25 protein-coding genes are annotated in these 22,673 nt (G+C 64.1%); 13 read left to right on the top strand and 12 right to left on the bottom strand.

What is annotated here, in order from left to right; all coding sequences use genetic code 11:
- Positions 1-80 precede the first annotated feature (80 nt).
- The 9 genes from LN996_RS06990 (at position 81) to LN996_RS06950 (ending at position 5,881) form a co-directional block, all read left to right on the top strand.
- Complete coding sequence (locus LN996_RS06990; RefSeq protein ID WP_231339701.1) at positions 81-590, top strand: amino-acid N-acetyltransferase; 510 nt, start codon at positions 81-83, stop codon at positions 588-590.
- A gap of 170 nt (positions 591-760) precedes the next feature.
- Entirely contained in the window at positions 761-2,209 is a 1,449-nt protein-coding gene (locus LN996_RS06985; protein ID WP_231339700.1) for an FAD-binding oxidoreductase, read from the top strand.
- 12 nt (positions 2,210-2,221) lie between these two features.
- Positions 2,222-2,410: a hypothetical protein gene (locus tag LN996_RS06980; protein ID WP_231339699.1), complete on the top strand. Its 189-nt coding sequence runs from the start codon at positions 2,222-2,224 to the stop codon at positions 2,408-2,410.
- A 154-nt stretch (positions 2,411-2,564) separates the two neighbouring features.
- A complete protein-coding gene (gene dhaK / locus LN996_RS06975; protein ID WP_231339698.1) occupies positions 2,565-3,566 on the top strand; it encodes a dihydroxyacetone kinase subunit DhaK in 1,002 nt (333 codons plus the stop codon).
- A 2-nt stretch (positions 3,567-3,568) separates the two neighbouring features.
- Positions 3,569-4,225 carry a dihydroxyacetone kinase subunit DhaL gene (dhaL, locus tag LN996_RS06970; protein ID WP_231339697.1) on the top strand — a complete coding sequence of 219 codons (657 nt, stop codon included), beginning with the start codon at positions 3,569-3,571 and terminating at the stop codon, positions 4,223-4,225.
- On the top strand, positions 4,222-4,899 hold the full coding sequence (gene dhaM, locus LN996_RS06965; RefSeq protein WP_231339696.1) for a dihydroxyacetone kinase phosphoryl donor subunit DhaM: 678 nt from the start codon (positions 4,222-4,224) through the stop codon (positions 4,897-4,899). The genes dhaL and dhaM overlap by 4 nt, the downstream gene beginning before the upstream one ends.
- Positions 4,900-4,988: 89 nt before the next feature.
- Positions 4,989-5,165: a CsbD family protein gene (locus LN996_RS06960; protein ID WP_144653226.1), complete on the top strand. Its 177-nt coding sequence runs from the start codon at positions 4,989-4,991 to the stop codon at positions 5,163-5,165.
- A 92-nt stretch (positions 5,166-5,257) separates the two neighbouring features.
- Positions 5,258-5,518: a DUF4235 domain-containing protein gene (locus tag LN996_RS06955; RefSeq protein WP_024818999.1), complete on the top strand. Its 261-nt coding sequence runs from the start codon at positions 5,258-5,260 to the stop codon at positions 5,516-5,518.
- Between the two features lie 3 nt (positions 5,519-5,521).
- Positions 5,522-5,881 (top strand): VOC family protein, encoded by a 360-nt coding sequence (locus tag LN996_RS06950; RefSeq protein ID WP_231339695.1) that lies wholly within the window; start codon positions 5,522-5,524, stop codon positions 5,879-5,881.
- 13 nt (positions 5,882-5,894) lie between these two features.
- Here LN996_RS06950 and LN996_RS06945 read toward each other — a convergent pair whose 3' ends face one another.
- The gene (locus tag LN996_RS06945; RefSeq protein ID WP_231339694.1) at positions 5,895-6,407 is read right to left on the bottom strand and encodes a glyoxalase/bleomycin resistance/extradiol dioxygenase family protein; all 513 of its coding nucleotides are present in this window, start codon (positions 6,405-6,407) and stop codon (positions 5,895-5,897) included.
- 88 nt (positions 6,408-6,495) lie between these two features.
- On the opposite strand from LN996_RS06945, the gene LN996_RS06940 reads away from it, so the two are divergent.
- A complete protein-coding gene (locus LN996_RS06940; RefSeq protein ID WP_231339693.1) occupies positions 6,496-7,302 on the top strand; it encodes a helix-turn-helix domain-containing protein in 807 nt (268 codons plus the stop codon).
- Here the strand turns inward: LN996_RS06940 and LN996_RS06935 are convergent.
- From LN996_RS06935 to LN996_RS06890, 10 genes are all read right to left on the bottom strand, one after another.
- Entirely contained in the window at positions 7,262-8,641 is a 1,380-nt protein-coding gene (locus LN996_RS06935; RefSeq protein ID WP_374202213.1) for a cation:dicarboxylate symporter family transporter, read from the bottom strand. The genes LN996_RS06940 and LN996_RS06935 overlap by 41 nt on opposite strands.
- Positions 8,642-8,783: 142 nt before the next feature.
- Positions 8,784-9,266 (bottom strand): hypothetical protein, encoded by a 483-nt coding sequence (locus tag LN996_RS06930; protein ID WP_231339691.1) that lies wholly within the window; start codon positions 9,264-9,266, stop codon positions 8,784-8,786.
- 111 nt (positions 9,267-9,377) lie between these two features.
- Positions 9,378-10,328, bottom strand: a complete 951-nt coding sequence (locus tag LN996_RS06925) for an A/G-specific adenine glycosylase (RefSeq protein ID WP_231339690.1) — start codon at positions 10,326-10,328, stop codon at positions 9,378-9,380.
- 69 nt (positions 10,329-10,397) lie between these two features.
- Positions 10,398-11,993, bottom strand: a complete 1,596-nt coding sequence (locus tag LN996_RS06920) for an aldehyde dehydrogenase (NADP(+)) (RefSeq protein ID WP_231339689.1) — start codon at positions 11,991-11,993, stop codon at positions 10,398-10,400.
- A 37-nt stretch (positions 11,994-12,030) separates the two neighbouring features.
- A complete protein-coding gene (gene kdgD, locus LN996_RS06915) occupies positions 12,031-12,945 on the bottom strand; it encodes a 5-dehydro-4-deoxyglucarate dehydratase (protein WP_231339688.1) in 915 nt (304 codons plus the stop codon).
- A gap of 52 nt (positions 12,946-12,997) precedes the next feature.
- A complete protein-coding gene (locus LN996_RS06910) occupies positions 12,998-14,173 on the bottom strand; it encodes a hypothetical protein (RefSeq protein ID WP_231339687.1) in 1,176 nt (391 codons plus the stop codon).
- On the bottom strand, positions 14,167-15,456 hold the full coding sequence (locus tag LN996_RS06905; protein ID WP_231339686.1) for a glucarate dehydratase family protein: 1,290 nt from the start codon (positions 15,454-15,456) through the stop codon (positions 14,167-14,169). The genes LN996_RS06910 and LN996_RS06905 overlap by 7 nt, the downstream gene beginning before the upstream one ends.
- Before the next feature lie 41 nt (positions 15,457-15,497).
- On the bottom strand, positions 15,498-16,409 hold the full coding sequence (locus LN996_RS06900) for a carbohydrate ABC transporter permease (protein ID WP_231339685.1): 912 nt from the start codon (positions 16,407-16,409) through the stop codon (positions 15,498-15,500).
- Positions 16,406-17,353 (bottom strand): carbohydrate ABC transporter permease, encoded by a 948-nt coding sequence (locus tag LN996_RS06895; RefSeq protein WP_231339684.1) that lies wholly within the window; start codon positions 17,351-17,353, stop codon positions 16,406-16,408. The genes LN996_RS06900 and LN996_RS06895 overlap by 4 nt, the downstream gene beginning before the upstream one ends.
- A complete protein-coding gene (locus LN996_RS06890; RefSeq protein WP_231339683.1) occupies positions 17,350-18,684 on the bottom strand; it encodes an extracellular solute-binding protein in 1,335 nt (444 codons plus the stop codon). Before LN996_RS06890 ends, LN996_RS06895 begins: the two co-directional genes overlap by 4 nt.
- A 233-nt stretch (positions 18,685-18,917) precedes the next feature.
- Between LN996_RS06890 and LN996_RS06885 the strand changes: the two genes are divergently transcribed.
- The 3 genes from LN996_RS06885 (at position 18,918) to LN996_RS06875 (ending at position 21,422) form a co-directional block, all read left to right on the top strand.
- Positions 18,918-19,751, top strand: a complete 834-nt coding sequence (locus LN996_RS06885; RefSeq protein ID WP_256490938.1) for an NAD(P)-dependent oxidoreductase — start codon at positions 18,918-18,920, stop codon at positions 19,749-19,751.
- A gap of 41 nt (positions 19,752-19,792) precedes the next feature.
- A complete protein-coding gene (locus tag LN996_RS06880; RefSeq protein ID WP_231339682.1) occupies positions 19,793-20,593 on the top strand; it encodes an IclR family transcriptional regulator in 801 nt (266 codons plus the stop codon).
- A gap of 106 nt (positions 20,594-20,699) precedes the next feature.
- Positions 20,700-21,422, top strand: a complete 723-nt coding sequence (locus LN996_RS06875) for a hypothetical protein (protein ID WP_231339681.1) — start codon at positions 20,700-20,702, stop codon at positions 21,420-21,422.
- 36 nt (positions 21,423-21,458) lie between these two features.
- On the opposite strand, the gene disA is transcribed toward LN996_RS06875, so the two are convergent.
- The gene (gene disA / locus LN996_RS06870) at positions 21,459-22,535 is read right to left on the bottom strand and encodes a DNA integrity scanning diadenylate cyclase DisA (RefSeq protein ID WP_231339680.1); all 1,077 of its coding nucleotides are present in this window, start codon (positions 22,533-22,535) and stop codon (positions 21,459-21,461) included.
- Positions 22,536-22,673: the final 138 nt, after the last annotated feature.

Raw genomic sequence — 22,673 nt, 5'->3', positions numbered from 1 at the left:
TGACGTCGCGAACTGCCGGGCTATGGTCACGCAGCAGAGCTGATGGCTCCGACGCGTGGCTGCCTCGTTAGGATGGGGGAGTGAATTCGACCTTTAGCCTCCGCCCTGCCCGCACCAGCGACGTGGCGGCTATCAAGAGGCTTGTGGCGCCCTTGGCCGAGGAGCGGATCCTCATGGCCAAGGAGACTGTGGCGTATTACGAGAGTCTCCAGGAATTCAGGATCGCCGAGTCTGATGCCGGTGAGGTCATTGGCTGTGGAGCCCTGCATGTGATGTGGGAGGATCTTGCGGAAATCCGTACCCTCGCTGCCGCGGACTCCTGGCGTGGGCGGGGCGTGGGGCACGTCCTTGTGGAGAACCTGCTGGAAGAGGCGCGGTTGCTTGGCGTGAGCCGTGTGTTCTGCCTGACGTTTGAAGTGGACTTCTTCAAGCGCCACGGATTCGAGGTCATGGCGGACCAGTCGGCTGTGGACCCGCAGGTGTACTCCGAGCTGCTGCGCTCGCATGACGAGGGTGTGGCCGAGTTCCTGGATCTTGCCCGGGTGAAGCCGAATACCCTGGGCAACACCCGCATGATCAAGCAGCTCTAGCGCCCTCATTCCGCACTTCCGGTAGCTGATTTCCCGCTGGAATGGCGTGTCGATCAACCCTGCCCGATTATGAGTGATTTAATACCTCTTTTCTTATCTAAAGTTGATGGATAAACTGGTCAAGGCTTGCTGGGGAAGCTTCCACCACATCGGTCAATTGAGAGAAGATCATGCAGTCCCACGCGTCCTTTTCAGATGTTTCAGAACTCCAACTCAGCGTGCGCGGTCCAGTGTTCACGCCTGCCGATCCCGGCTTCGCCGCCGAAGTAGCGGCATTCAATTTGTCCACTCAGCACCAGCCGGACCTCGCCTTCGGCGCCCTCGACGCAGAGGATGTCTCGGCGGCCGTTCGCTGGGCAGCCGAACGCGGTTTGCCCGTGTCCGTGCAGTCCACCGGGCACGGTGCCACCAACGCTATTGAAGGCGGCCTGCTGATCAGCACCCGCCGCATGCTCGAGCTCAGTATCGATCCCCTGGAGAAGACGGCCCGCGTGGGTGCGGGCGTGCGCTGGAAGGCTGTGGTGGAACTCGCCGGGACCTTCGGCCTGATGGGGCTATGCGGTTCAACCACTGATGTTGGTGTGGTGGGATACACCCTGGGCGGCGGATTGCCCATACTGGGCCGTAAATACGGCTTCGCCTCGGATCACGTGATCGCGTTCGAGATCGTCACGGCGGACGGCGCCCAGCGTCGGGTGACCAAGGACGAGAATTCGGAGCTGTTCTCCCTCCTGCGCGGCGGCAAGGGAAACCTTGGCATCGTCACCGCCATGGAATTCCACTTGTTCCCGGCGGCTGATCTCTATGCCGGTGGGATGTACTTCGACGGCGGGTACGCCCCGGAAGTCCTGCGCGCATTCAGGGATTGGGTGCCCTCGCTGCCAGTGGAAGCATCGGCGTCCATGGCGTTCCTTCGACTTCCGGACATGGACATGATTCCGGGGCCGTTGCGCGGAAAATTCGTCATCCATCTCCGCTACGCCTACCAGGGCGACCTGGCAACGGCAGCGGAAGTCCTTGACCCCATGCGTCATTGTGCCCCGTTCATGATGGACGCCACAGGGCCCCTGGACGCCACCCAATTCGACACGATCCACCAGGATCCGGATCAGCCGGTTCCGGTGCGGGAGCACGGTTTCCTGCTGGATCGGCTGGACGACCAAGCCGCAGACAGCTTGTTGCGGCACTTTGGCCCCGGCGTCGAAAGTCCTGTGTTGCTGGCAGAACTCCGTCTCCTGGGTGGGGCGCTGGCCAGGAGCGGAGACGGGGAGGACATCGTGGGTGGGCGCGACGCAGCGTTCAGCTTCTTCATGGGTGCGATCGCCGTTCCGCCGGTTATCGACATACTGCCGTCAGTCTTCAATGCCGTCCATGAAGACCTTCGACCCGCTGCGAACGCGGGGACCTTCGTGAACCTGCATGGCCACTTTGTGGACGCCGAAGACAGGGAGCGGCCGTGGCTGCCCAGCGCGCGGGAGCGGCTCCGCAAGGCAAAGGCTGAGCTGGATCCGAAGAACATGTTCAGCTTCGGACACGTGGTGGGGCTTCCGGTGATCGACCAGACGGTGCTGCTTGAAGACGTAGTGACTGCCGGTGGCGACGCCGTCCTGAACAGCTAAGCGGTGCGGACAATGAACAACCGCATTACGTTCCCCGACTTCTCCGCTTTTCAGATCGACATCCCGCATGGTTCATGGCCGCATGAGGCATCGTGGACGGGCGACCGCCATTCCGACCCCGACCTGTACTCGGCCTTTTGGTCCGAATTCCATGCGAGGCAGGAAACGGAGGCGGTGACCGCCCCACGGGCCGAGGAGTAGGACCGTGACCGGGAACTAGGAAGGACGGAAGGGGTGGCTCCTGGAAGCTGCCCCTTCCGCTATTTAAGCCCTGCGACCGCCTCAGGGCCTACCGTGGCCCGGGCCGCCGGTAGTAGGGTCAGAGCACCAGCCACAGCACGCCCAGGAGCATCCCATGAAAAAGCTCATCAATGATCCACGCGCAGTGGTGGACGAATCCGTCGAAGGCTTCGGCATGGCACATGCCGACATCGTGGACGTCCATCCCGAGCCCAAATACGTCATTCGCAAAGGTGCGCCGATAGCGGGCAAGGTCGCCTTGGTATCCGGTGGGGGCAGTGGTCACGAGCCACTGCACGCAGGTTTCGTTGGGCTCGGAATGCTCGACGCCGCTGTCCCCGGCGCTGTTTTCACCTCGCCCACACCCGACCAGATCATTCCGGCGACCGTCGCGGTGGACTCAGGTGCCGGCGTCGTCCATATCGTGAAGAACTACACCGGCGACGTCCTGAACTTCGAAACCGCTGCCGAGATGGCGCAAGCCGAAGGCGTGCACGTGCGTTCGGTCTTGGTGAACGACGACGTCGCGGTGGAAGATTCGCTGTACACGGCGGGCAGGCGAGGGGTTGGCGGAACTGTCATGGTCGAGAAGATCGCCGGTGCCTCCGCCCAGCGCGGCGACGACCTTGATACGGTCACCGCCATTGCCGAGCGAGTGGTGGCAAACGTTCGGACCATGGGCGTCGCCCTGTCCGGATGCACGGTGCCGCACGCCGGTACGCCGAGCTTTGAGCTTGCGGACGACGAGATCGAGATTGGCATTGGCATTCACGGCGAACCGGGCCGGCACAAGATCGCGATGGAAAGCGCAGATGCCATCACGGACCGGCTGCTGGAGCCCGTCCTGGAGGACCTCGCCTTGGCCTCCGGGGAGAAGGTTCTGCTGTTCGTCAACGGCATGGGCGGAACACCACAAAGCGAGCTGTACATCGTCTACCGACGCGCAGCCCAGGTCCTCGCCGAACGCGGCGCCATCGTGGAGCGTTCCTTGGTGGGTAACTACGTGACGTCCTTGGAGATGCAGGGCTGCTCCGTCTCCGTGCTCCGCCTCGACGACGAGCTCACCAGGCTGTGGGACGCCCCCGTCCACACCGCGGCGCTGCGGTGGGGAGCTTGAGCGTGGGCTTGAACGTTGATTGGGCACTTGACTGGTTGAAGCTCTCCGCCAAAGCGATGTCGGAGCACCGCATGGAGCTGATTGAACTGGATCGGGCCATCGGCGACTCGGACCATGGCGAGAACATGGACCGCGGGTTCCAGGCCGTCCTCCAAAAACTCGATGAGACCCCGCCGGAGACACCTGGAGCGGCGCTCAAGGTCGCGGCGATGGCTCTTATGTCCAAGGTTGGCGGAGCGGCAGGACCGCTCTACGGCACGGCGTACTTGAGGGCAGCCACCTCGCTGGGGGAAGCCGCCGATATTGGTGCCGAGGCTTTGGCGGAGGCCCTTGCCGCCGCGCGCGATGGCGTAGTGGCCCGGGGCAAAGCCGAGCTTGGCGACAAGACCATGATCGATGCGTGGACGCCCGCAGTTGAAGCGGCCCGGAAAGCCGTGGCAGGAGGTGCCGACCCGGTAGGCGTGCTGGAAGCGGCCGCAGAAGCTGCGGAGACCGGCGCCATGGCGACGGATCCCCTGGTGGCACGCAAAGGCCGGGCCAGCTATCTGGGGGAGCGCAGTGCAGGTCATCGCGACCCTGGCGCTGCTTCGACGGCGCTGCTTCTTCGCGCAGCCGCCGCGGCGGCTGGTTCCAGCGACACAGGAACAGACGCCGTATGACCGTTGGGATTGTGGTGGTCTCGCACAGCAGCAAGATCGCCGAAGGCGCAGTGGAACTCGCCGCCCAGATGGCGCCCGACGTCGACCTCATCGCCGCCGGGGGCACGGACGACGACCGGATCGGAACCAGCCTTGAGAAGGTGCTGGCCGCCGTCGAGCAGTCCCTGGTTGATTCCGGCGGCGACGGGGTGGTGGTGCTGACGGACCTGGGTTCCGCAGTGATGACGGCAGAGTCAGCCATGGAGTTCGCCAGTGAACCCGACTCCGTGCAGCTGGCCGATGCGCCCCTGGTGGAGGGACTCGTGGCCGCGGCCGTCGCAGCGCAGGGCGGTGCCGGCGTCGAGGATGTGCGAAAGGCGGCAGAGGCCGTGGGCTTCCGGGCCGCTGGGCCGGCTGAGGTCGCTGATGCGGGCAAGCCTGACGCGAGCGGCGGGTTCGAGCTCATCAACCCCCTTGGCATGCACGCGCGGCCGGCCGCGAAGATCGCCGGTGGCCTGTCCGGACTGGATGCGGAGGTGACGGTCAACGGCGTCGACGGCATGTCCATTATGGCGCTCATGGCGCTCGCCGCGGGCAAGGGCTCCACTCTCAGGGTCGAAGCTCGTGGCAAGGACGCGGTGAAGGCTGTTGACTATGTTGGGCGGCTGGTGGCGGAAGGGTTCGGCGAGCTCTAGACGCGCCGATTTTCTGCCAAATATTGCTAAGTATGCTGATTAGTGGTGTTGTAGAGGTACAAGGTTCCTACTACGAAAGAGGTGCGACCATGGGTGCCGACGACAAGATGGAGAATGCCGGCGAGAAGCTTGGCGGCAAGGCCAAGGAAGCTGCAGGCAAGCTGACGGACGACAAGGGCCTCGAAGCAGAAGGCAAGGGCGACCAGGTCAAAGCAGACCTCAAGGGCGCCGGCGAGAAGCTGAAGGACGCGTTCAAGAAGGACTAGGAATGTGGACAGGGCCGCTGCGATTGCAGTGGCCCTGTCTTGTTGTGTGGGGCCTCGATACGGGGCCTGCTATCTGATGGAGGATCTTTTTCGTGAACATACTGGTAAAAGTGTTTGGCCTGGCAATTGGCCTCGGCGCCGGCGCGCTCGCAAACAAGACGCTGGAAGGCCTCTGGGAGAAGAAGACCGGCAAGCCTGCCCCCAAAGACAGCACGGACCTCAGTGACTCACTCCCCGGCGTGCTGGTCTTCGCGGTAGTTTCCGCAGGGGTCGGCGCCATAGTTCACGTCCTCACCCAGCGGGGCACCAAGAGCGCCCTGGCCCGTATGAAGAAGACTGCAGACGAGGTTTAACACATGGCTATAGCTAAATACCCGAGTGTCGTTATCGATTGTCCTGACGCTGCTGCCTTGGCCGCCTTCTACGGCGAGCTCTTCGGCTGGGAAGTCGAGGACAAGGGTGACTGGTTCGATATCAGGCCCAGCGACGGCAGCAATTGCATCTCCTTCCAGCAAGTCGAGGTTTATCAAGCCCCGGTGTGGCCCGGGCAAACGATCCCTCAGCAAATGCACCTGGACATGGTGGTGGAAGACCTGGACAAAGGCGAAGAAGTGGCGCTCTCCCTCGGCGCCACCAAGGCGGACCATCAGCCCGGCGAAACCTTCAGGGTATTCCTGGACCCCGCCGGGCACCCGTTCTGCCTATGCCTGACGTAACGGTCCACGGATCCTAGCCCTGCTGCGCGGCCCACTCCTCCACCCGGCGGTTGCTCTCCTCCTCCGAGAGGTCTTCGACGCGGGTCATGATGGACCAGCGAACGCCAAACGGATCGCGGATGCTCGCGTAACGGTCACCTGAGACGAACGTGGTCAGCGGCTCCCGTATGGTCGCGCCGGCCTGCTCTGCCTTGTGGACAAGTCCGTCGGCATCGGAGCAATACAGGCCCATGGAGTAGCAGTCGTTTTCGCCCTCCGGTGCCGGGACCAGGTGGTACTCCGGGGTGGGTTCGCCCAGCTGGAGGTGGCCGTTGCCGAAGTCGAGTTCGGCGTGCACCACAACCCCACCCATCTCGGTCTCGCCCACCACCCTGGCGCCAAACACATCCCGGTAGAACGTGATCGCTTCCTTGGCGTTGGGTACAGCGAGGAACGGTGTAAGGCTGGTCAGTCCGTTCGGGATACCGTGTGTGGTGTGCTGGCCGTTGGCGGCGGTGGTCGCTTCGGTGCTTGTAGTATCTGTCATGGTTATGACGCTACGTGCCTGATGAGGGCAGGCGCTTGGAGATTCGCGACGGGTTTTCGCGAGAGGCATGGTTCCTGGGAAGGCTCCAATGACGGATTCATTCAAAGGCATCCTCTACCCCGCGCGGCTGCCCACTTTTCATCGCCTTCCCGCGCCCGCCGCCGTGGCGGATCTGGTCCAGTGGTTCTGGATTCCCGAGTGGGACATCGAACCTGGCCGCTCGTCCCGCCAGCACGTCATCGCCTACCCGGCGTCCAATCTGGTGGTGCAGCCTGCTGATGTGGTCTTTTCGGGACCCACAACCCGTGCCGCTTACCGGGACTTGACTGGTAAAGGGTGGGCCGTAGGCGCCTTGCTGCGTCCGGCAGCTGTTCCACTGTTTACGGATGCTCCCGGCACTGTCCTGGACGCGGAGGTGGCGATGGAGCTGGGGGAACTGCATGCGGACGTCTCCGGCGCCATGAACGCGCGCCCCGGCCAAACAACGCACGACGGCGGCACCCACCGCGAGCGGGCAGTGGAAGCTTTTGCTGCGTGGCTGGCTTCCTTGGGTGTTGTGCCCTCCGAAGAGGCTTTGCTCGCCAACCGGATGATGGACATCATCGCCTCCGCGCCTGAGGTGGTCCTGCTTGAGGACGCGGCTTCCCGTCTCGCGGTGTCCCCGCGAACGCTTCAACGGATCGCGAAGAAGTACGTTGGGTTGAGTCCCACCGCCCTGATCCGGCGACGAAGACTGCAGGATGCCGCCGAGCGCGCCCGGTCCGAGCCGACAGCGGACCTTTCCGCGATCGCCGTCGAACTTGGCTACGCGGACCATGCGCACCTGACGAACGACTTCCGGAAGTACCTGGGCTTCACGCCGAGTACGTATCGGAGGTCAGCTGCGGAGTCTTGAGTGCCGCCGCCGGAGGTTCGGCCGGCACGACGGCGACGTCCGGCGTCGGGTCCTCCCCGCGGAAGGCGGCCAGCATCGCCTCGCGGTCGAATTGGCCCTCCCATTTGGACACCACGAACGTGGCAACGCAGTTGCCGAGAAGGTTGACCACAACACGCATGGAGTCCATCAACCGGTCCGCTCCCAGCAGGAGTGCGACCCCCGCCACCGGGAAGATCCCAAGTGCTCCGGCCGTCGCGGAGAGGGCAAGGAATGCTGAGCCGGGGACGCCGGCCATACCCTTGGACGTCAGCATCAAGATGCCCAGGGCGGCCAGTTGCTGTCCCAGATCCAGGTTGTGGCCAAAGGCCTGGGCGAGGAAAAGGAGTGAGATGGAAAGGTAGAGTGCGGCGCCGTCGAGGTTGAAGGAGTAGCCGGTGGGCACCACAAGTCCCGTAGTAGCCCGCGAGCAGCCTGCGTTGGTCAGTTTGGTCATGATCCGGGGGAGCACGGATTCTGTGGAGGCCGTTCCCAGAGCAAGCATGAATTCTTCACGGGAGTACTTGATGAACTGCCACAGGGGAACGCGGGGATAAACCCAGGCCACCACAAAGAGCAGGCCGATGAAGACCAACGCTGAGCCGTAGCACGCAGCCACCAGAAGGGCATAGGTGCTCAGGGAGCTGAGCCCGTACTGGCCGATGATGAAGGCCATGGCACCGAAGGCGCCAACCGGGGCAACGCGCATCACCCAGGACATGATCTTGAAAAACAGCTCCAGCGTCGTCTCCATGAGGTCGATGACTGGCTTGCACTTCTCGCGGCCCACCACCACGATGGCCGCGCCAAAAAAGACGGCGAAGCACAAGACCTGCAGCAGGGTGTTGGAGGCGAATGCCCCCACGACGCTGGTGGGGATGATGCCCAGCAGGAACTGTCCCGCGTCCTTGGGCGGGGCGGTGGTGGTCTTGGCATTCACGGCGTCCTCGGACAAGGAGGCCGGGTCGATGTTCAGGCCGGCGCCCGGCTGCACAATGTTGGCGACGACCAGCCCGAAGGCCAGCGCGAAGAGTGTGGCAGCCGTGAAGTAGACCAGTGCCTTGACGCCCACCCGGCCGACCGACTTCACGTCCCCCACGGCGGAGATTCCCGTGACAATGACCAGGAAGATCAGGGGTGCGATGATCATTTTGATGAGCTGGATGAAGCCATCGCCGAGTGGACGAAGCGCGGAGCCGACGCTTGGCCATAAGTACCCTATGGCGATGCCCAACACCACGGCCACCAGGATCTGGAAGAACAAGGACTTGTATAGCGGCTTTTTCGCTGGTGCGTTCACGGTGGGTGCGGGGATCTTCAAGAGGGCGCCTATCTTTGCGAGGGCCACGGCAGGGTCGCGGCTGGGATCACACATGACGCTATGAGGGCCTTGTTTCCGGATTGCTAATTCTGTGGACTCCTTGTGTTTAATATCGGAATCAAGTTTTCAGGATGCGGAAACTCTAGGTCTGGCTCAGGCCGCCCGCATCAAGCACCACACCCGCCGAAATCACCCGGCCGCATTGTTCGCCGTAGGGATAGTCGCCCTTCGGCGTAAACGTCAGCGTCCGCACGGGCAAGGCTATGCCGGCTGGGGAGGTGCCGCTCACGGTTGCCTCGATGGCTGATTCGGAGATCGAGGGCATTTCCAGGAAGCCCTGCAGGGTCCCGTCAGGCGACGAGGTAGCCGAGCACACGCCCTCCGGAGAGCACCCCTGATCCACGGCGACCGAACCCGGATGCAGCACCAGCTCTTTGTCCGTGCACGTACCATCCTGGCAAGCCCTGAGTCGAAGCGAGCCAACGTCCCTCACATAGCCGGCTGACACCGTCAGGGACACCCCGGCAACATGCCCAATGGCCGGGCAGGCCACGGCCTCGGGATAGCATCCCGGAAGCAAAGCCGCCGTTCCGGCAAGCGTCAACGCCACTCCGATTCTGCCCATGATTCAGGGTAGGACTGGCTACGGCCGGTGTCGCAAGAACGGGGCAAAAGGCGCCTGCATTGTTATGCCACACCTGGGTCCGTTGTCGAAGTGAGACCCGTCCACGGAAAGCTACGCCGGAAGCCGCAACCCGCCGTCGTGCATTTCTGCCAGGCCATCCACCAAAAGCCCGTCCAGCGCGCGTTCGAGTTGTTCCGGCGCGGAGTTGAGCCGGTGCAGCGCGGCGAGCGGGATCCCGACGCCGGAAGGCGCGAACCCGAGGTCGGCCGGTGCTTGCTCGAACATCTCACGTGGCACGGGGGTATCGGCTTCGCGCAGGACGGCCATCACGGCACCGCGCACCTGGCGGTCCGTGCCGTGCCAGGACTGGCCCTTGGGCGTGTACGACGGCGGCGGCTCGCCTGCAGCAAGCCAGGCGCAGCTCGAGCGAACGGGACAGCCAGCGCACTTGGGGCTGCGGGCCGTGCAGACCATGGCGCCGAGCTCCATGACGGAAGCATTCCAGCGAACTGAAAGTTCCTGCTCAAGCGGGAGGAGCGCTTCAGCCAAGCGCATTTCGCCGGCGGTCAGGGCCGGCGCCGGCAACGCTTGGCCGGAGATGAGCCGCGCGTGGACGCGCCGGATGTTGGTGTCCACCACAGTCTCGCGGCGGCCGAAAGCAAAAGCGGCGACGGCGGCAGCTGTGTAGCTGCCGACGCCCGGCAGTCCCAGGAGCTCGGCATAGCTGTCGGGAACCTTGCCGTCGTGCTGCTCGCGGATGGCGACGGCGGCCGCGTGCAGCCGCAGGGCACGGCGTGGATAGCCGAGCCGGCCCCAATGGCGGACTGCTGCGCCCGATGGTTCATCGGCAAGGTGGGAGGGTGTGGGCCAGCGTTCCATCCAATCGAGCCACACCGGCAGCACCCGGACAACGGGTGTTTGCTGAAGCATCACTTCGCTGACCAGGATGCCCCAAGGGCTGCAATCGGGCTCGCGCCACGGCAAGTCCCGGGCGGTATCGGCAAACCAATGGTCCAGGGCATCGTGGAGCTTGGCCAGCTGGTGGGAATCGGGAAGTGTCATACTGCCATCCACTCTAGTGGAACCGGGCGAGCGGTCCCCCGATCCCTTCCGCCTGGCCGCCGGGCCTCGCTATCCCTGGGCGGAGGTCAGTCCACCGTCGATCCGCCGGTTGAGGTGCCAGGGGTTGCTGTCCCGCAGTGGAGTCGGCAGGAGTTCGTCGGGCACGTTCTGGTACGCCACGGGGCGCAGGAAACGGTCGATCGCCAGCGTTCCCACGGACGTGGTCCGACTGTCCGACGTTGCAGGGAACGGGCCACCGTGCACCATTGCATGGCCCACTTCAACACCGGTGGGCCAGCCGTTCACAATGATGCGTCCCACCTTCTGTTCCAGTACGGGGATCAGGGGCGCTGCCGTCGGATAGTCCTCCTCGGTCAGCTGCAGCGTTGCCGTGAGCTGGCCTTCAAGGCGTGCGGCGGCCTGAAGCAGCTGGTCCGTGCCGGCATAGCGGATCACCAGCGACGCCGCACCAAAGATTTCCTCATGCAGAACAGGGCTGGCCACAAAATCCCTGACCAGGGTCTCAAAGATGGCGGGAGCTGGCGCGTTCTCCGCGCTGCCCTGCGTGCCCTGGCCCAGGAGCTCGACGCCGTCTGCTGAGCCAAGTGCCCGCGTCCCTGCGTGCCATGACCCGGCAATGCCTTCGGTGAGCATGGTCTGCCCCGAGCAGGTGGACACGGCCCGTGCAACGGCGGCGGCGAGTTTGTCCCCCGCCTCGCCTTCCGGGACGAACAGGAGGCCGGGTGAGGTGCAGAGTTGACCGGAACTTCCTGTGACCGCGCTGACGTACTGCCGAGCCAGGGCATCAACGTGGCTGGCTGGTGCGTCGAGCGTGCCTTCAAAGACGAACACTGGGTTGAGGGACGACATCTCTGCGTACACGGGGATCGGCTCGGGGCGCGCGGCTGCGGTACGCATCAGGGAGATGCCGCCCGACCGGGAACCGGTGAAGCCCACTGCTTTGATGCGGGGGTCCGACACCAGGGCCTGGCCAATGCTGGATCCCGGGCCGTAGACCAAGGAAAAGACCCCCGGATGCAGGCCGAAGTCCCTGACCGCTTTGACCACGGCGTGGGCCACAAGTTCACCTGTGCCGGGGTGGGCATTGTGGGCTTTGAAGACCACCGGGCAGCCCGCGGCGAGGGCCGAGGCCGTGTCTCCTCCCGCCGTCGAAAACGCCAGCGGAAAGTTGCTGGCGCCGAAGACGGCCACTGGACCCAATGGAATCCGGCGTTGCCTGATGTCGGCACGCGGCTGCGGGGTTCGGTGGGCCAGCGCGGGGTCGATGCGGACGCCACGGAAGTCGCCCTGCCGGACCACGTTCGCGAAGAGCCGCAGCTGGCCGGTGGTTCGGGCGCGTTCACCCTGCAGCCGGGACGCCGGAAGGCCCGTCTCCTGGCCGGCGCGGATGATGAGGTCCTCACCGATAGCCTCGATGTTCTCCGCGATGGCGTCCAGGAACGCGGCGTGGGTTTGAGGGTCCAGCGTGCTGAAGGACCGAAAGGCAGCTGCAGCGGCAGACGTCGCAGCAGCCACTTGCTCTTCGCCCAGCAGTGAATAGGCGGGCCCGAGCTGTTCGTTGGTGGCGGGGTTGACGCCGGAGGTAGTTTTTCCGTTGCCGACGACGGTCTGCCCGGCAATCAGGGAATGTCCAGTGAGGTTCACGATGTTTTCGTCCTGAGGTTTGGTGGCGACGGGTTGATCAGGAAATGGTGGCGATGAGCGCTGTGAGATCCGCGAGGTCCTGCGCCGCCAGGTTCTGCAGGGGCGGGCGGACCGGGCCGGCGGATCGACCCACCGCTTCAAGCCCACCTTTGACGATGGATACGGAGTAGCCCTTCACGCGGTCGCGGATGTCCAGGTACGGGATCACAAAGTCGTTGAGCTTCTTGTTGACGGCGACGCGGTCGTTGTTACGGACGTCCTGGTAAAAGTCCAGCGCATATTGCGGAACGAAGTTGTACAGGGCGCTGGAGTAGGTGCTCATGCCCAACTGCAGTAGCGGCAGTGCGAAGGTCTCAGCCGTGGGAAGGCCGCCCAGGTAGAAGAGCCGGTCGCCGAGCTTGGCGTAGACCCGGGCATCGTGCTCAAGGTCGCCCACGCCGTCTTTGAACCCGATGAGGTTCTCATGCCGGTCGGCCAAGGTGGCCACGGTGGTGTCCTTGTAGATGGCGTTGGCGCGGTTGTAGATGATCACGCCCAGCGAGGTGGACCGGCAGATGGCGCTGACATGCTCGGTGAGCCCGGCCTGGTCCGCCTCGGTGAGGTAGGGCGGGAGGAGCAGGATGCCTTCGGCGCCAGCTGCCTCGGCGGCTTTGGCGTTGTCGATCGCCTGGGCGGTGGAGCCTCCGGCGGAGGCCAGCACTGGAACCAGGGTGCCGACTTCCTCGACGGCGGTGCGCACCACACGCTCGGATTCCGCTGGGGTGAGGGAGAAGCCCTCGCCTGTCCCGCCGGCCGCGAACAGGCCGGCCACCGGGAAGCTGGCCTGCCAAGCCAAGTGCTTACGGTAGTTCTCCTCATCGAACTGCAGCTCCGCGTCGAAGGATGTGACGGGGAAGGACAGCAGTCCTTCCTTGAGCGTGCTTGCCAGTTCCTGCGGTGTGTAGCGTGCCATGCTGTGGTCCTTTGACTGTTGTTGCCGCGGGGCGGTGAAATGATGGGTTTCTTTACAAAAAACGGATGCCGCGTGCGGCAGCATCCAGCCGGCCGGTGGACGCCAGTCCCAGGTGGTAGACGTGCAGTTCGCTGCTTCCGGCATCCAGGAGTGCGTCCCATTCGTGGGCCAGCGCTTCGGCATCGGCGGGCTTCGGCGGTAATACCAGCACGTAGGAGCCCACCGTTGCTCCGGGTGCGGCTGCGGTCATCGCGGCCACGGTGGCTGCACTGTCCGCTGCTTCCCCCCAGCAGGGGACCACGGTGCTCACCTTGTCCAGTTGGGCCCACAGCCGGCTCCGGCGCAGCGCCTCGACGGAGACAAACGGGCCGGTAGACCAGGGGTCCGGGGAGGCGTGCAGCGAGATCCGTGCAACGGAACCGGCGGTGGCCCGTAGGCAGGCGTCCAGCAGGGCGGCCGTGGCATCCCACCTGGTTTCAAGCAGCGGCAGGAATTCTGCGGCCTCGGGAGCTGTTGCGGGCGTGGTCTTCGGTGAGTCCGCCTGACGGTGGACGGCATCCCGTACCCGGGCCTGGAGGGCTTCTGCATCCAGGCCACGCGCTGTATAGGCAACCCGGCAGGCGCCGCAGAAGCATAGGGACAGGAGCGCCTGCACCCAGGGGGAGTATCCGGCACCTTCGGTCTTTTCGTGCTGGTTCTGGTGGCCGAACCCCAGCGGACCCGATGCCTCGAGGACCAGGCCGTCCGGCCGGCCGAGGTCCAGTACCTGCTCCACCAGCCGGGCGGCGTAGTCGCGAACGTCCGGCTGTGACGGACACAGGGCATAGCGGTAGGTTTCCGCGAAGGCATTCCGGACGCACAAGTCCTGGTTCCGGCTACCCACGGCACTTGAGTGGGTCAGGACTACCCAGGCGTCCACCGGGAGCCCGGCGCCGCGGACAACCTCCGCAGCCTCCGCAAAGGAATCATCCCGGCCAGTCCACCCAGCGGCATCGCCGGGCCGAAGGGCACTGCCGTCCCAGGCCTGGGTCACCGGGAGGTATAGGGCCGCGGACCCGGCATCCACCACACGGCGCGCCGGATGTCGTGGGGTAGCGGCCCGGACCGAATGGTAGGCGGCGGCCATCGCTACGCGGTGTACGCCGGTGCCCTTGATCCAAGAGGTTGCGGAAGGATCTCCCAGCACATCCCAGGGATACAGGTATCCGGTGACCTGCGGCTTTACCATCGCGGAAGATCAGCTGTGTAGTCCGGGACGAAGCGCTGCATGTAGCCAGTGTCGTCCCTGGCTGTCATCTTGGCGTCCAGGTACTGCCGGTGGAGCTCGGCCAGCTTCTCCCGATCCAGCTCCACGCCCAAGCCCGTGCCGGTGGGAACGCGGACACTGCCGTCAACGAACTGCAGGACGCCCGGCTTGACCACGTCGTTGTGCCCGTTCCACGGGTAGTGCGTGTCGCAGGCGTATGTGAGGGCGGGCGTGGCGGCGGCAACGTGGACCATGGCGGCCAGGCTGATCCCCAGATGGGAGTTGGAGTGCATGGACAAACCTATGCCGAAGGTCTGGCAGAGGGTTCCCAATTCACGCGTGTGCCGCAGGCCGCCCCAGTAATGATGGTCGCCCAGGATGACCTGGACCGAGTCCAGTTCCACGCTCCGCTTAATGTGTTGGAACGACACCACGCACATGTTGGTTGCCAGCGGCATGGCAGCCGTAGCCGCCACCTCGCCCATTCCCTCGAGCCCCGGGGTCGGGTCCTCAAGGTACTCGAGCAACCCATCGGTTTCCCGGGCCACCCACTGGGAAGTTTCCACCGTCCAGGCCGTATTAGGGTCAAGCCGGAGCGGAAGGTCCGGGAACACTTCACGCAATGCTTTGATGGCTTCAATTTCCTGGGCCGGCGGGAAGACGCCGCCCTTGAGCTTGATGGACTTGAACCCGTACTCAGAGATCATCTTCTGCGCTTGGCGCACAATGCCCGCGGGGTCCAAGGCCTCGCCCCACTCATCCGCAATGGCCGGTTTGCCGTCCATGGCGGGATGCTCTGCCCACTTGTAGAAAAGGTACGCGCTGAAGGGAACCTCGTCCCGGACTGTGCCGCCGAGTAACTCGCTGACGGTGCGTCCCGTGGCGTGGCCTTGGATGTCCAGCGCCGCCACCTCGAACGCGGAGAAGACGGCGGCCTTTTCGAACGCGGAGAGGGTGGGGTCGAGGGCTTCGTAGATGAGGTGCTCCATCATGGACGTTTCAAAGACCCCCAGGCCCTTGATGGCGTTGGCGCCCACCGCCAGGTTGTCCAGCCGGCTTTGCCCGCCGGAGCACTCGCCTAAGCCCAGCAGGCCATTGGCGGTGCGGACCTCTATCACGACGCGGTGCACCAGCGGTTCGTGCACACCCACGGCATTCAACAACGGCGGGTCGGAGAACGCGATGGGAGTAATGGTGATCTCGGTGATTTTCAGCCCGGCCGCTGTGGGGGCATGGTCTGAGGTGAGGGTGGTGCGGGTTTTCATTGAACTTCTTTCGTGGGATTGGCGGGCGGGCTGGGCCTGTCCTAGCCTTTGGTGGCGCCCGCTGTGATGCCGCGGATCATGGAGCGCTGCAGGAAGAGGTAGACCAACAGGCTGGGGATCATTGCCATGACGGCGCCGGCCAGCAGGACGCCGGGTCCAACCGTGGTGTCATTGCGGAGTACGGAGAGCGCAACTGTCAGGGTGTAATCGCTGGGATCATTGGCTGCGATGAGGGGGAGGAGGTACTGGTCCCAGACCATCATGAAGCCGAAGATTCCAATCACGCCCAACGCGGGCTTGCAGAGCGGCAGGATGATGGCGAACAGCATGCGGAACTCGCCCACGCCGTCCAGCCTGGCCGCTTCTTCGATCTCGGCGGGGATTTCCTTCATGAACTCACTCATGATGAAGATGGAGAACCCCCAGATGCCCACCGGCAGGATGACTGCCAGCACGGTTCCGCGCAGGCTCACTCCCAGAAGGGGGAGGTCGCCGAGCACCAGCGAGAGCGGGATGCCAATGATTTCCTCGGGCAGCATCATGGTGAGCAGCACCAACAGCAGGATGAAGGCCTGTCCGCGGAACTTCTTCCGGCTCAAGCTGTAGGCCGCGAACACGGATACTGTCATCTGCAGCAGTAGCCCGCCACCGGCGATCACCAGGGAGTTCAGCAGGTAGCTCCAAAGCCCCTGCTGTGACGCTGCCTCGAAGTTGGCCAGGGTGAAGGCCTTGGGCAGTAGCGTGATCTCGGTGGGGCTGCTGTTCCTGTCGAACGCACCCGAGATGATGGCAGCGAACGGCAACGCAAAGATGCAGAAAACCAGGATGCACAGCACGATGCGGAGCAGCATGTTCACGCTGAAGCCAGGGGACCAGCCCAGGGCCGAGTCGAAGCGGGAGGACGACGACGGCCGCTTGGTCCGTGCCGGGGTGCGGGTTGTGGTGGTGCTCATCGTTCCGCCTTTCGTCGGGCCAGGAGTTGGGTGCCCACCGTGAGCAGGAGCGTGACCACCAGAAGCAGCACCGCAGCGGCCGAGGCCACGCCGATGTCGTTGCGCTGGAAGCCGAGTGAATACATCCGCGTCATCCAAACTTCCGTGGAGCCGGCCGGACCGCCACCGGTGAGCACATACACTTCCGTGAAGCTCCTCAGGCTCCGGATGGCGGCAAGCGTCAGGACGATCACGATCGCCGGACGCAGTGCCGGCAGGGTGATGTAGCGCAGGCGCTGCCAGACGGTGGCGCCATCCACGCCGGCCGATTCGTACAGGGCCCGGTCGATACCGGCCAGTCCGGCCAGGATGATCACCATGTTGTAGGGGGCGCCGTTCCAGATCCCGACGACGGCGATTGACCCCAGTGCGGTGTCGGTGCCGTTCAGGAACTGCAGGGGTCCCAGTCCCACCCAGCTGAGGATGGTGTTCAGTGGGCCGTCGGCGGTGGGGAAGTAGAGAATACGCCAGATTTCACCCACTACCGCGAGTGCGGTGACCACGGGAAGGAAGATGGCGGTGCGCAGGAACCACAGGGACTTTGCCTGCCCCTCAAGGAGGAGGGCCAGGACGAATCCGACCACCAGGGCGCCGACCGTCTGGGTAAGCCCCAGTATTACGGTGTGGCCCAGCGCATCCATGAAGCGGGCGTCGGTGAGAACGCTGGCGTAGTTGTCCAGGCCGACAAAAACGTCGCCCAGGAAGGGCTGGACCTTGAAAAGGCTCAGCCGGATTCCCTCCAACATGGGGATGAATTTGAAGTACAGGGCCAGGACGGCCGCGGGAACCAAGAACACCCAGACGGCCAGCATGTGTGCCCGGTTGCTTTTCCTGCGTCGCTTGGGCGGGCTGGGCCGCCTTGCCTGAGCCGGCATTGCCGCCGGCTTTGTTGGTGCTGAGGTCATGACTTGGCGTTCTGGCTCGTCAGTTCTTCGTTGATGGCGTTATCAAGGTCCTTCAGGCCCGATGCCACGTTGTCGCCTCCGCAATCCGAGACGATCTTGTTCAGGGCCTCGGCAGCGGCCTGCTTGATGGGCACGAAGTTGATGGCGGACGGGAACGCCTTGGAGGAGTTCTGCAGGGCGTCCTGGACCACGGTCCAGCGGGGGTCGTTGTACACGTCCGCGGCGTTGACGTCACCGTTGACCGGTACACGGACGATCGGCTGCTTGCCGGCGGTCATGCCAGCCTTCTGGCCATCTGCAGATACCAGGTAGTCGATGACCTTTTTGGTCTGTTCGGGTTTACCGTTGCTGGCAGTGACGTAGATGTTTTCGCCCTCTGCCAGGACGGTGTTGTCCACGGAACCTTTGGGAGCCTCGACAACCTCGTAAGCGTCCTTGCCCAAAGCCGTATCAAAGGACGAGAAGTTGTAGGGGCCGGTAAGGATGATGCCGGTTTTGCCGGTCTGGAAGAAGGGCGATGCCACGCTGGTGGCGGCTGTGAGGGCGCCCGGCTGGGTGTTGCCCGGGGTGCAGAATTGCTTCTTGATCCAGGTGACGCCTTCCTGGGTTTCGGTACTTGCTGCGGTAGCCGTGAACTTCCCGTTGCCCTCGTCCTTGAGGTAGGAGCCGCCGTTCTGCCAAAGGTAGGAGGACGCCCACCATCCCAGGTAGCCGCGCTCTGTGGAGCCCGGTACGGTCATGCCGTAAGTGTCCGCCTGCCCGTTGCCATCTGGATCCTGCGTGGCGAACGCGGTTGCAAGCTTCTCAAGGTCCTCTTGGGTCTTTGGAATCGGCAGGCCCAGCTTCTCGCGCCAGTCCTTGCGGATCATGGTCACCATGGTCTGCCGGGAGAAGGGAACGCCATAGGTGGCGCCGTTCAGGCCCTTGGCCTCGTTCCAGAGGGCGTCTGCAATCTTGTCGTTTCCCTCAACCGTGGATTTGTCCACCTCCACCAAGTATCCCTGCGCGGTGTAGTTGCCCAGGGCGGCCGAATCGTTGATGACGATGTCCGGGAGCTTCTTGGAGGCGGCGCGGGTCTGAAGCTGTTGGTCAAGGTCCGGCACGCCCTGGAAATTCACCTGTACTCCGGTCTTGGCGGTGAACTCCTTGAACATGGCTGCATAAGTGGTGGCGGCATCGGTGCCTGCGCGGGCCCAGACCTCGATGGGCTGGCCGTCATCCGTGGCTGCGGGGGCTGAGGAACCGCCGGCACTGCAGCCGCTCAGCACTGCGGCGGCCGTTACGGCCACTGCCAAAACAGTGCGGGACTGCTTCCTGAATTTTGAATCCACCCTGATTCTCCTTTTACTTCTCTTGCTTCAACCGAGTAATTGTCGCCGCAAATGAATGTGGCCCTGCTGGCCGTGCTTTGAGGAACGGCAGCGATGCAAACAGCGAACCGCCAGCGTCCGGCGGCTGGAGCCATTCTCTTTGCTTGTTTATATATGTAAAACGCTGTTACCATGTGAAACCTACTTCATGAGAGTATGATTTGGATCACGGAGTGTCAACCGTTGGAGGAATCTTGTCTGCAGCACCCCAAAGAGTGACCATTGCCCTCACCGGCGGTGCGGGAATGATGGCCACGCTGCTGAGGCCCCACCTCGCTGCAGCCGGTTACATGGTCCGGCTGGTGGACCTTGCCGCAGCCCCGGACCCCCAACCAAACGAGTCTGTCCACGTTGGCTCCGTGACGGATCCGGACTTCATGGGGGCTGCGCTCAGGGACGTTGGGGCTGTCATCCATCTAGGTGGCCTGCACCGCGAGAAACCCTGGGCCGAACTTGTGTCCACCAACATCACCGGCACCCAAGTGACTCTGGAAGCGGCCCGGCAGAACGGCGTCGAACGTGTCCTCTTGGCAAGTTCCACCCATGCCGTAGGCTTCCACCCCACCGAAGCCGCAGCCCAGGACTCAGTGCTCACGCCCCGCCCGGACACCTACTACGGTGTCAGCAAGGCGGCCGTGGAAGCGCTGGGGAGCCTCTACGCGGACAAATACGGCATGAAAGTGGTCAGCGCCCGCATTGGCACCGGCGGTGAAGAACCTGGAAACCTGCGGACGCTCGGGTCTTGGCTTTCGCCAGCGGACTCCTTCCGCTTAGTAGAGGCTACGCTCAACGATTGTGGCGCCCCAGGGCATCACGTGGTGTGGGCCGTTTCGGCGAACACCCGCGGGTGGGCCAACCTTGAAGCGGGAAAACGTATTGGATTCGAACCGCAGGATGACGCCGAGGCCTTCGCCGCAGGGGTGGATACCTCGGCCCGGGACGCGTGGGCGGAACTATTGGGCGGCGCCTGGGCCAGTGATGGCCATAGGGTGGGAGTGGACAACTACCCACACCCGGCATCCACATGACAGGCCGGGTCAGGTCAGGGGGGAATGTGGAAGGGGGATCTGTGACAGCTTCGTTGGAGGCACAGTCCGGCGCGGCCGGCGACGTCAAAATGGTTAAGTCGGCGGAACGAACCATCGCTATTCTAGAGCTCTTGGCCGGCGCACCGCAGCCGCTTACCACGGCGGAAATCTTCAAGCTGACGGGCTACCCGCGGTCCAGCCTGCACTGGTTGCTGTTGACGCTGCTGGAGCTCAACTGGATAGAGCAGACGCCCGAGGGCGCCTACCGCATAGGCACCCACGCGCTGCTGTGCGGCACGGCCTACCTGGACCGGGACCCGGTGATGGAGCATGTGTCAGCCGTTTTGGAAAAGGTCCGCAACGCCACTACCTTCACCACGCACTATGCCCGGCTGGACCGCTCTGACGTCATTTACCTGGCTACCCGGCAGGCAGTTGATCGCCGCCGGCTTTCCTCCCGGGTGGGACGCAAGTTGCCCGCCCCGGTGACGGCCTTGGGAAAGGCCATCCTCTCCGAGTACACCGACGCAGAGGTTCGGCAGCGGATAGGCGATGGACCGTACGCGCAGATCACCCCCAACTCCGTGCCGGACTTTGAAGCCCTGCAGCGCGAACTGGCTGAGTTCCGCAAGGCCGACCACGCCATCGAATGGGAGCAGAACACGGTGGGTCTCTGCTGCGTCAGCGTGGTGGTTCCTTACCGGATCCCCGGTACCGACGCCATGAGTTGTTCCATCCCGAAGGAACTCGCTACGGAAGAGGTCCTCCGCAGCACGGTGGCCGCCCTCAAGTCTGCGGCAGCGGAGCTTGCCAGGACGCTGCGGGCTGCCGGCATCCGCTAACGGCCGTGTCCCCAGCAGCCCCATGGCCGACGTCACACAGGTCCGGATTGGGGCCCAGCGGCGTGTAGGTTAGGCGCCCTGACACGCGCGAGCCTAGCCTAGAAGCATGGCCAACAAGGGTAAGCAGCAGTCGACCGCGCGCTCATCAGCGCCGGCGAAGGGTGCTGCCCGCGGCTCATCCGGTGCCGGTACGCCGGGCAAAAGCAGCCCGACCAACAGGCGCAGGCCCAGTCCTGCCGTGTATCGCCGTCGTCGACAGGTAGTTTTTGGTGCGCTGCTGCTGGTGATCATGATGATCGTGGTTGCTGCGGTGGCCATTACTGGGGCGCTCACTGGGCAGTCCGGGCCGCAAGCCGTCACTACCCCGGAAGCCTCCCAGGCACCCACGCAGGGCAGCGCCCCGTCAGGTACGCCGTCACCCTCCGCATCTCCCACGCCAGTGTGCGACTTCAACCTCATGACCGTCGCCGCCAAAACCGACAAGCCTGCCTACGGTGCGGAGGACAAGCCGCTGCTCACCATGACCATTACCAACGGGGGCGCAGCCCCCTGCGAGGTCAACGTGGGCACATCCCAGATGGAATACCTGGTGATGAGCGGCGGAGACCGGATCTTCTCGTCCAAGGACTGCCAGACCGGCGGCGAGGACCTCATCAAGACCATCCAGCCCGGCAAGAGCGAAACCGCGAACTTCCCGTGGCAGCGCAACCGGACACTGGAGGGCTGTGGTGCGATCACTGCCAAGCCCGGTGGCGGCGGGGCCTATTACACGTTCGAGGCCCGACTGGGAAACAAGGCCAGCCCGAAGGCCGTGTTCCAGCTGAATTAGTCACCGCCGAACCAGCGTTCGACGGCGGCAGCCAGCTTAGAGGAACCTGTCCAGGAGGCTGGCCTCGGCCATGCGGCTCAGGCCCTCGCGGACTGTGCGGGCACGCTGATCGCCGATGCCGTCCACAGTCATGAGATCGTCAATAGTTGCTGCCATGAGGTTCTGGAGCCCACCGAAGTAGTCCACCAGCCGATCGGCCACAGCTTTGGGCACTGACTTCAAACCGGACAGCAGGCGGTAGCCCCGCGGCTGGACCACTGCGTCCAACTGCTCAACCCCGCCAGCGAAGCCAATGATGTGGGCAATACGGCTGAGGTCGATCAGTTCCGTCGGTCCAAGGTTGAGGAGCGCCTGGACGGCTTCCTCTATTTCCTCAGGCGAGGCGTCCGGGTCCGAGTAGTCGCGGATGATGACGTCGCTGCCGGGCCCGCGGCCCATGGTGAGTTCTTCCACCTGGAGGGAAAGGAGCCGGCCATCTTCGCCAAGTTCCAGCACGTACTGGGCGATTTCCTCGGAGATGCGCCGGACCATTTCCTGGCGCTGGAGGGTGACTGCCACGTCCCGGACGGTAACGAGGGCTTCGATTTCGAGGGCTGAGAGGGAACTGGTGACCTGGTCCAGCCTGGCGCTGTACCGCTCGAGGGTTGCCAAGGCCTGGTTGGCGCGGGCAAGGACCTTCTCGGACCCCTCCAGCACGTGCCGCAGGCCGTTCACGTAGAGCGCGATGATTTGCATGGACTGGCTGACGGAGATCACGGGAACGCCGGTCTGGATGGCCACGCGCTCAGCCGTGCGGTGCCTGGTGCCCGATTCCTGGGTTTCGATGCTTGAATCCGGGACCAACTGGACTGCGGCACGGACGATGTTGCTGGCGTCCTTGTCACAGATGATGGCGCCGTCCATCTTGGCCAGCTCACGCAGGCGTGTGGGCGAGAAGTCGATGCCGATATCGAATCCGCCCGAACAGATGGAGTCGATGGTGCGGTCGTAGCCCAACACGATCAGGGCGCCGGTCCGTCCACGGAGGATGCGTTCCAGGCCATCACGCAACGGAGTTCCGGGTGCGACTCTGGCCAGGGTCGCCTTAAGCGACTCTTCCGGGCTCCGGGCCATAGGGTTTCCCTTCGAAGGTGCAAGCCACGGCTCACAGACAAGCTGAATCCGGCGTCAGCGGGCACTCACAAAAAATGCCCCAAAGACGACAAGCACCATGATAGGGCTTCCGGGCACCGTTAACCGCACCAGCAAGCC

The organism is Arthrobacter sp. AK01 (assembly GCF_021109375.1).
In the GTDB taxonomy this organism is placed as follows: Bacteria; Actinomycetota; Actinomycetes; order Actinomycetales; family Micrococcaceae; genus Arthrobacter.
This window is presented reverse-complemented; position numbering and strand designations above follow the sequence as displayed.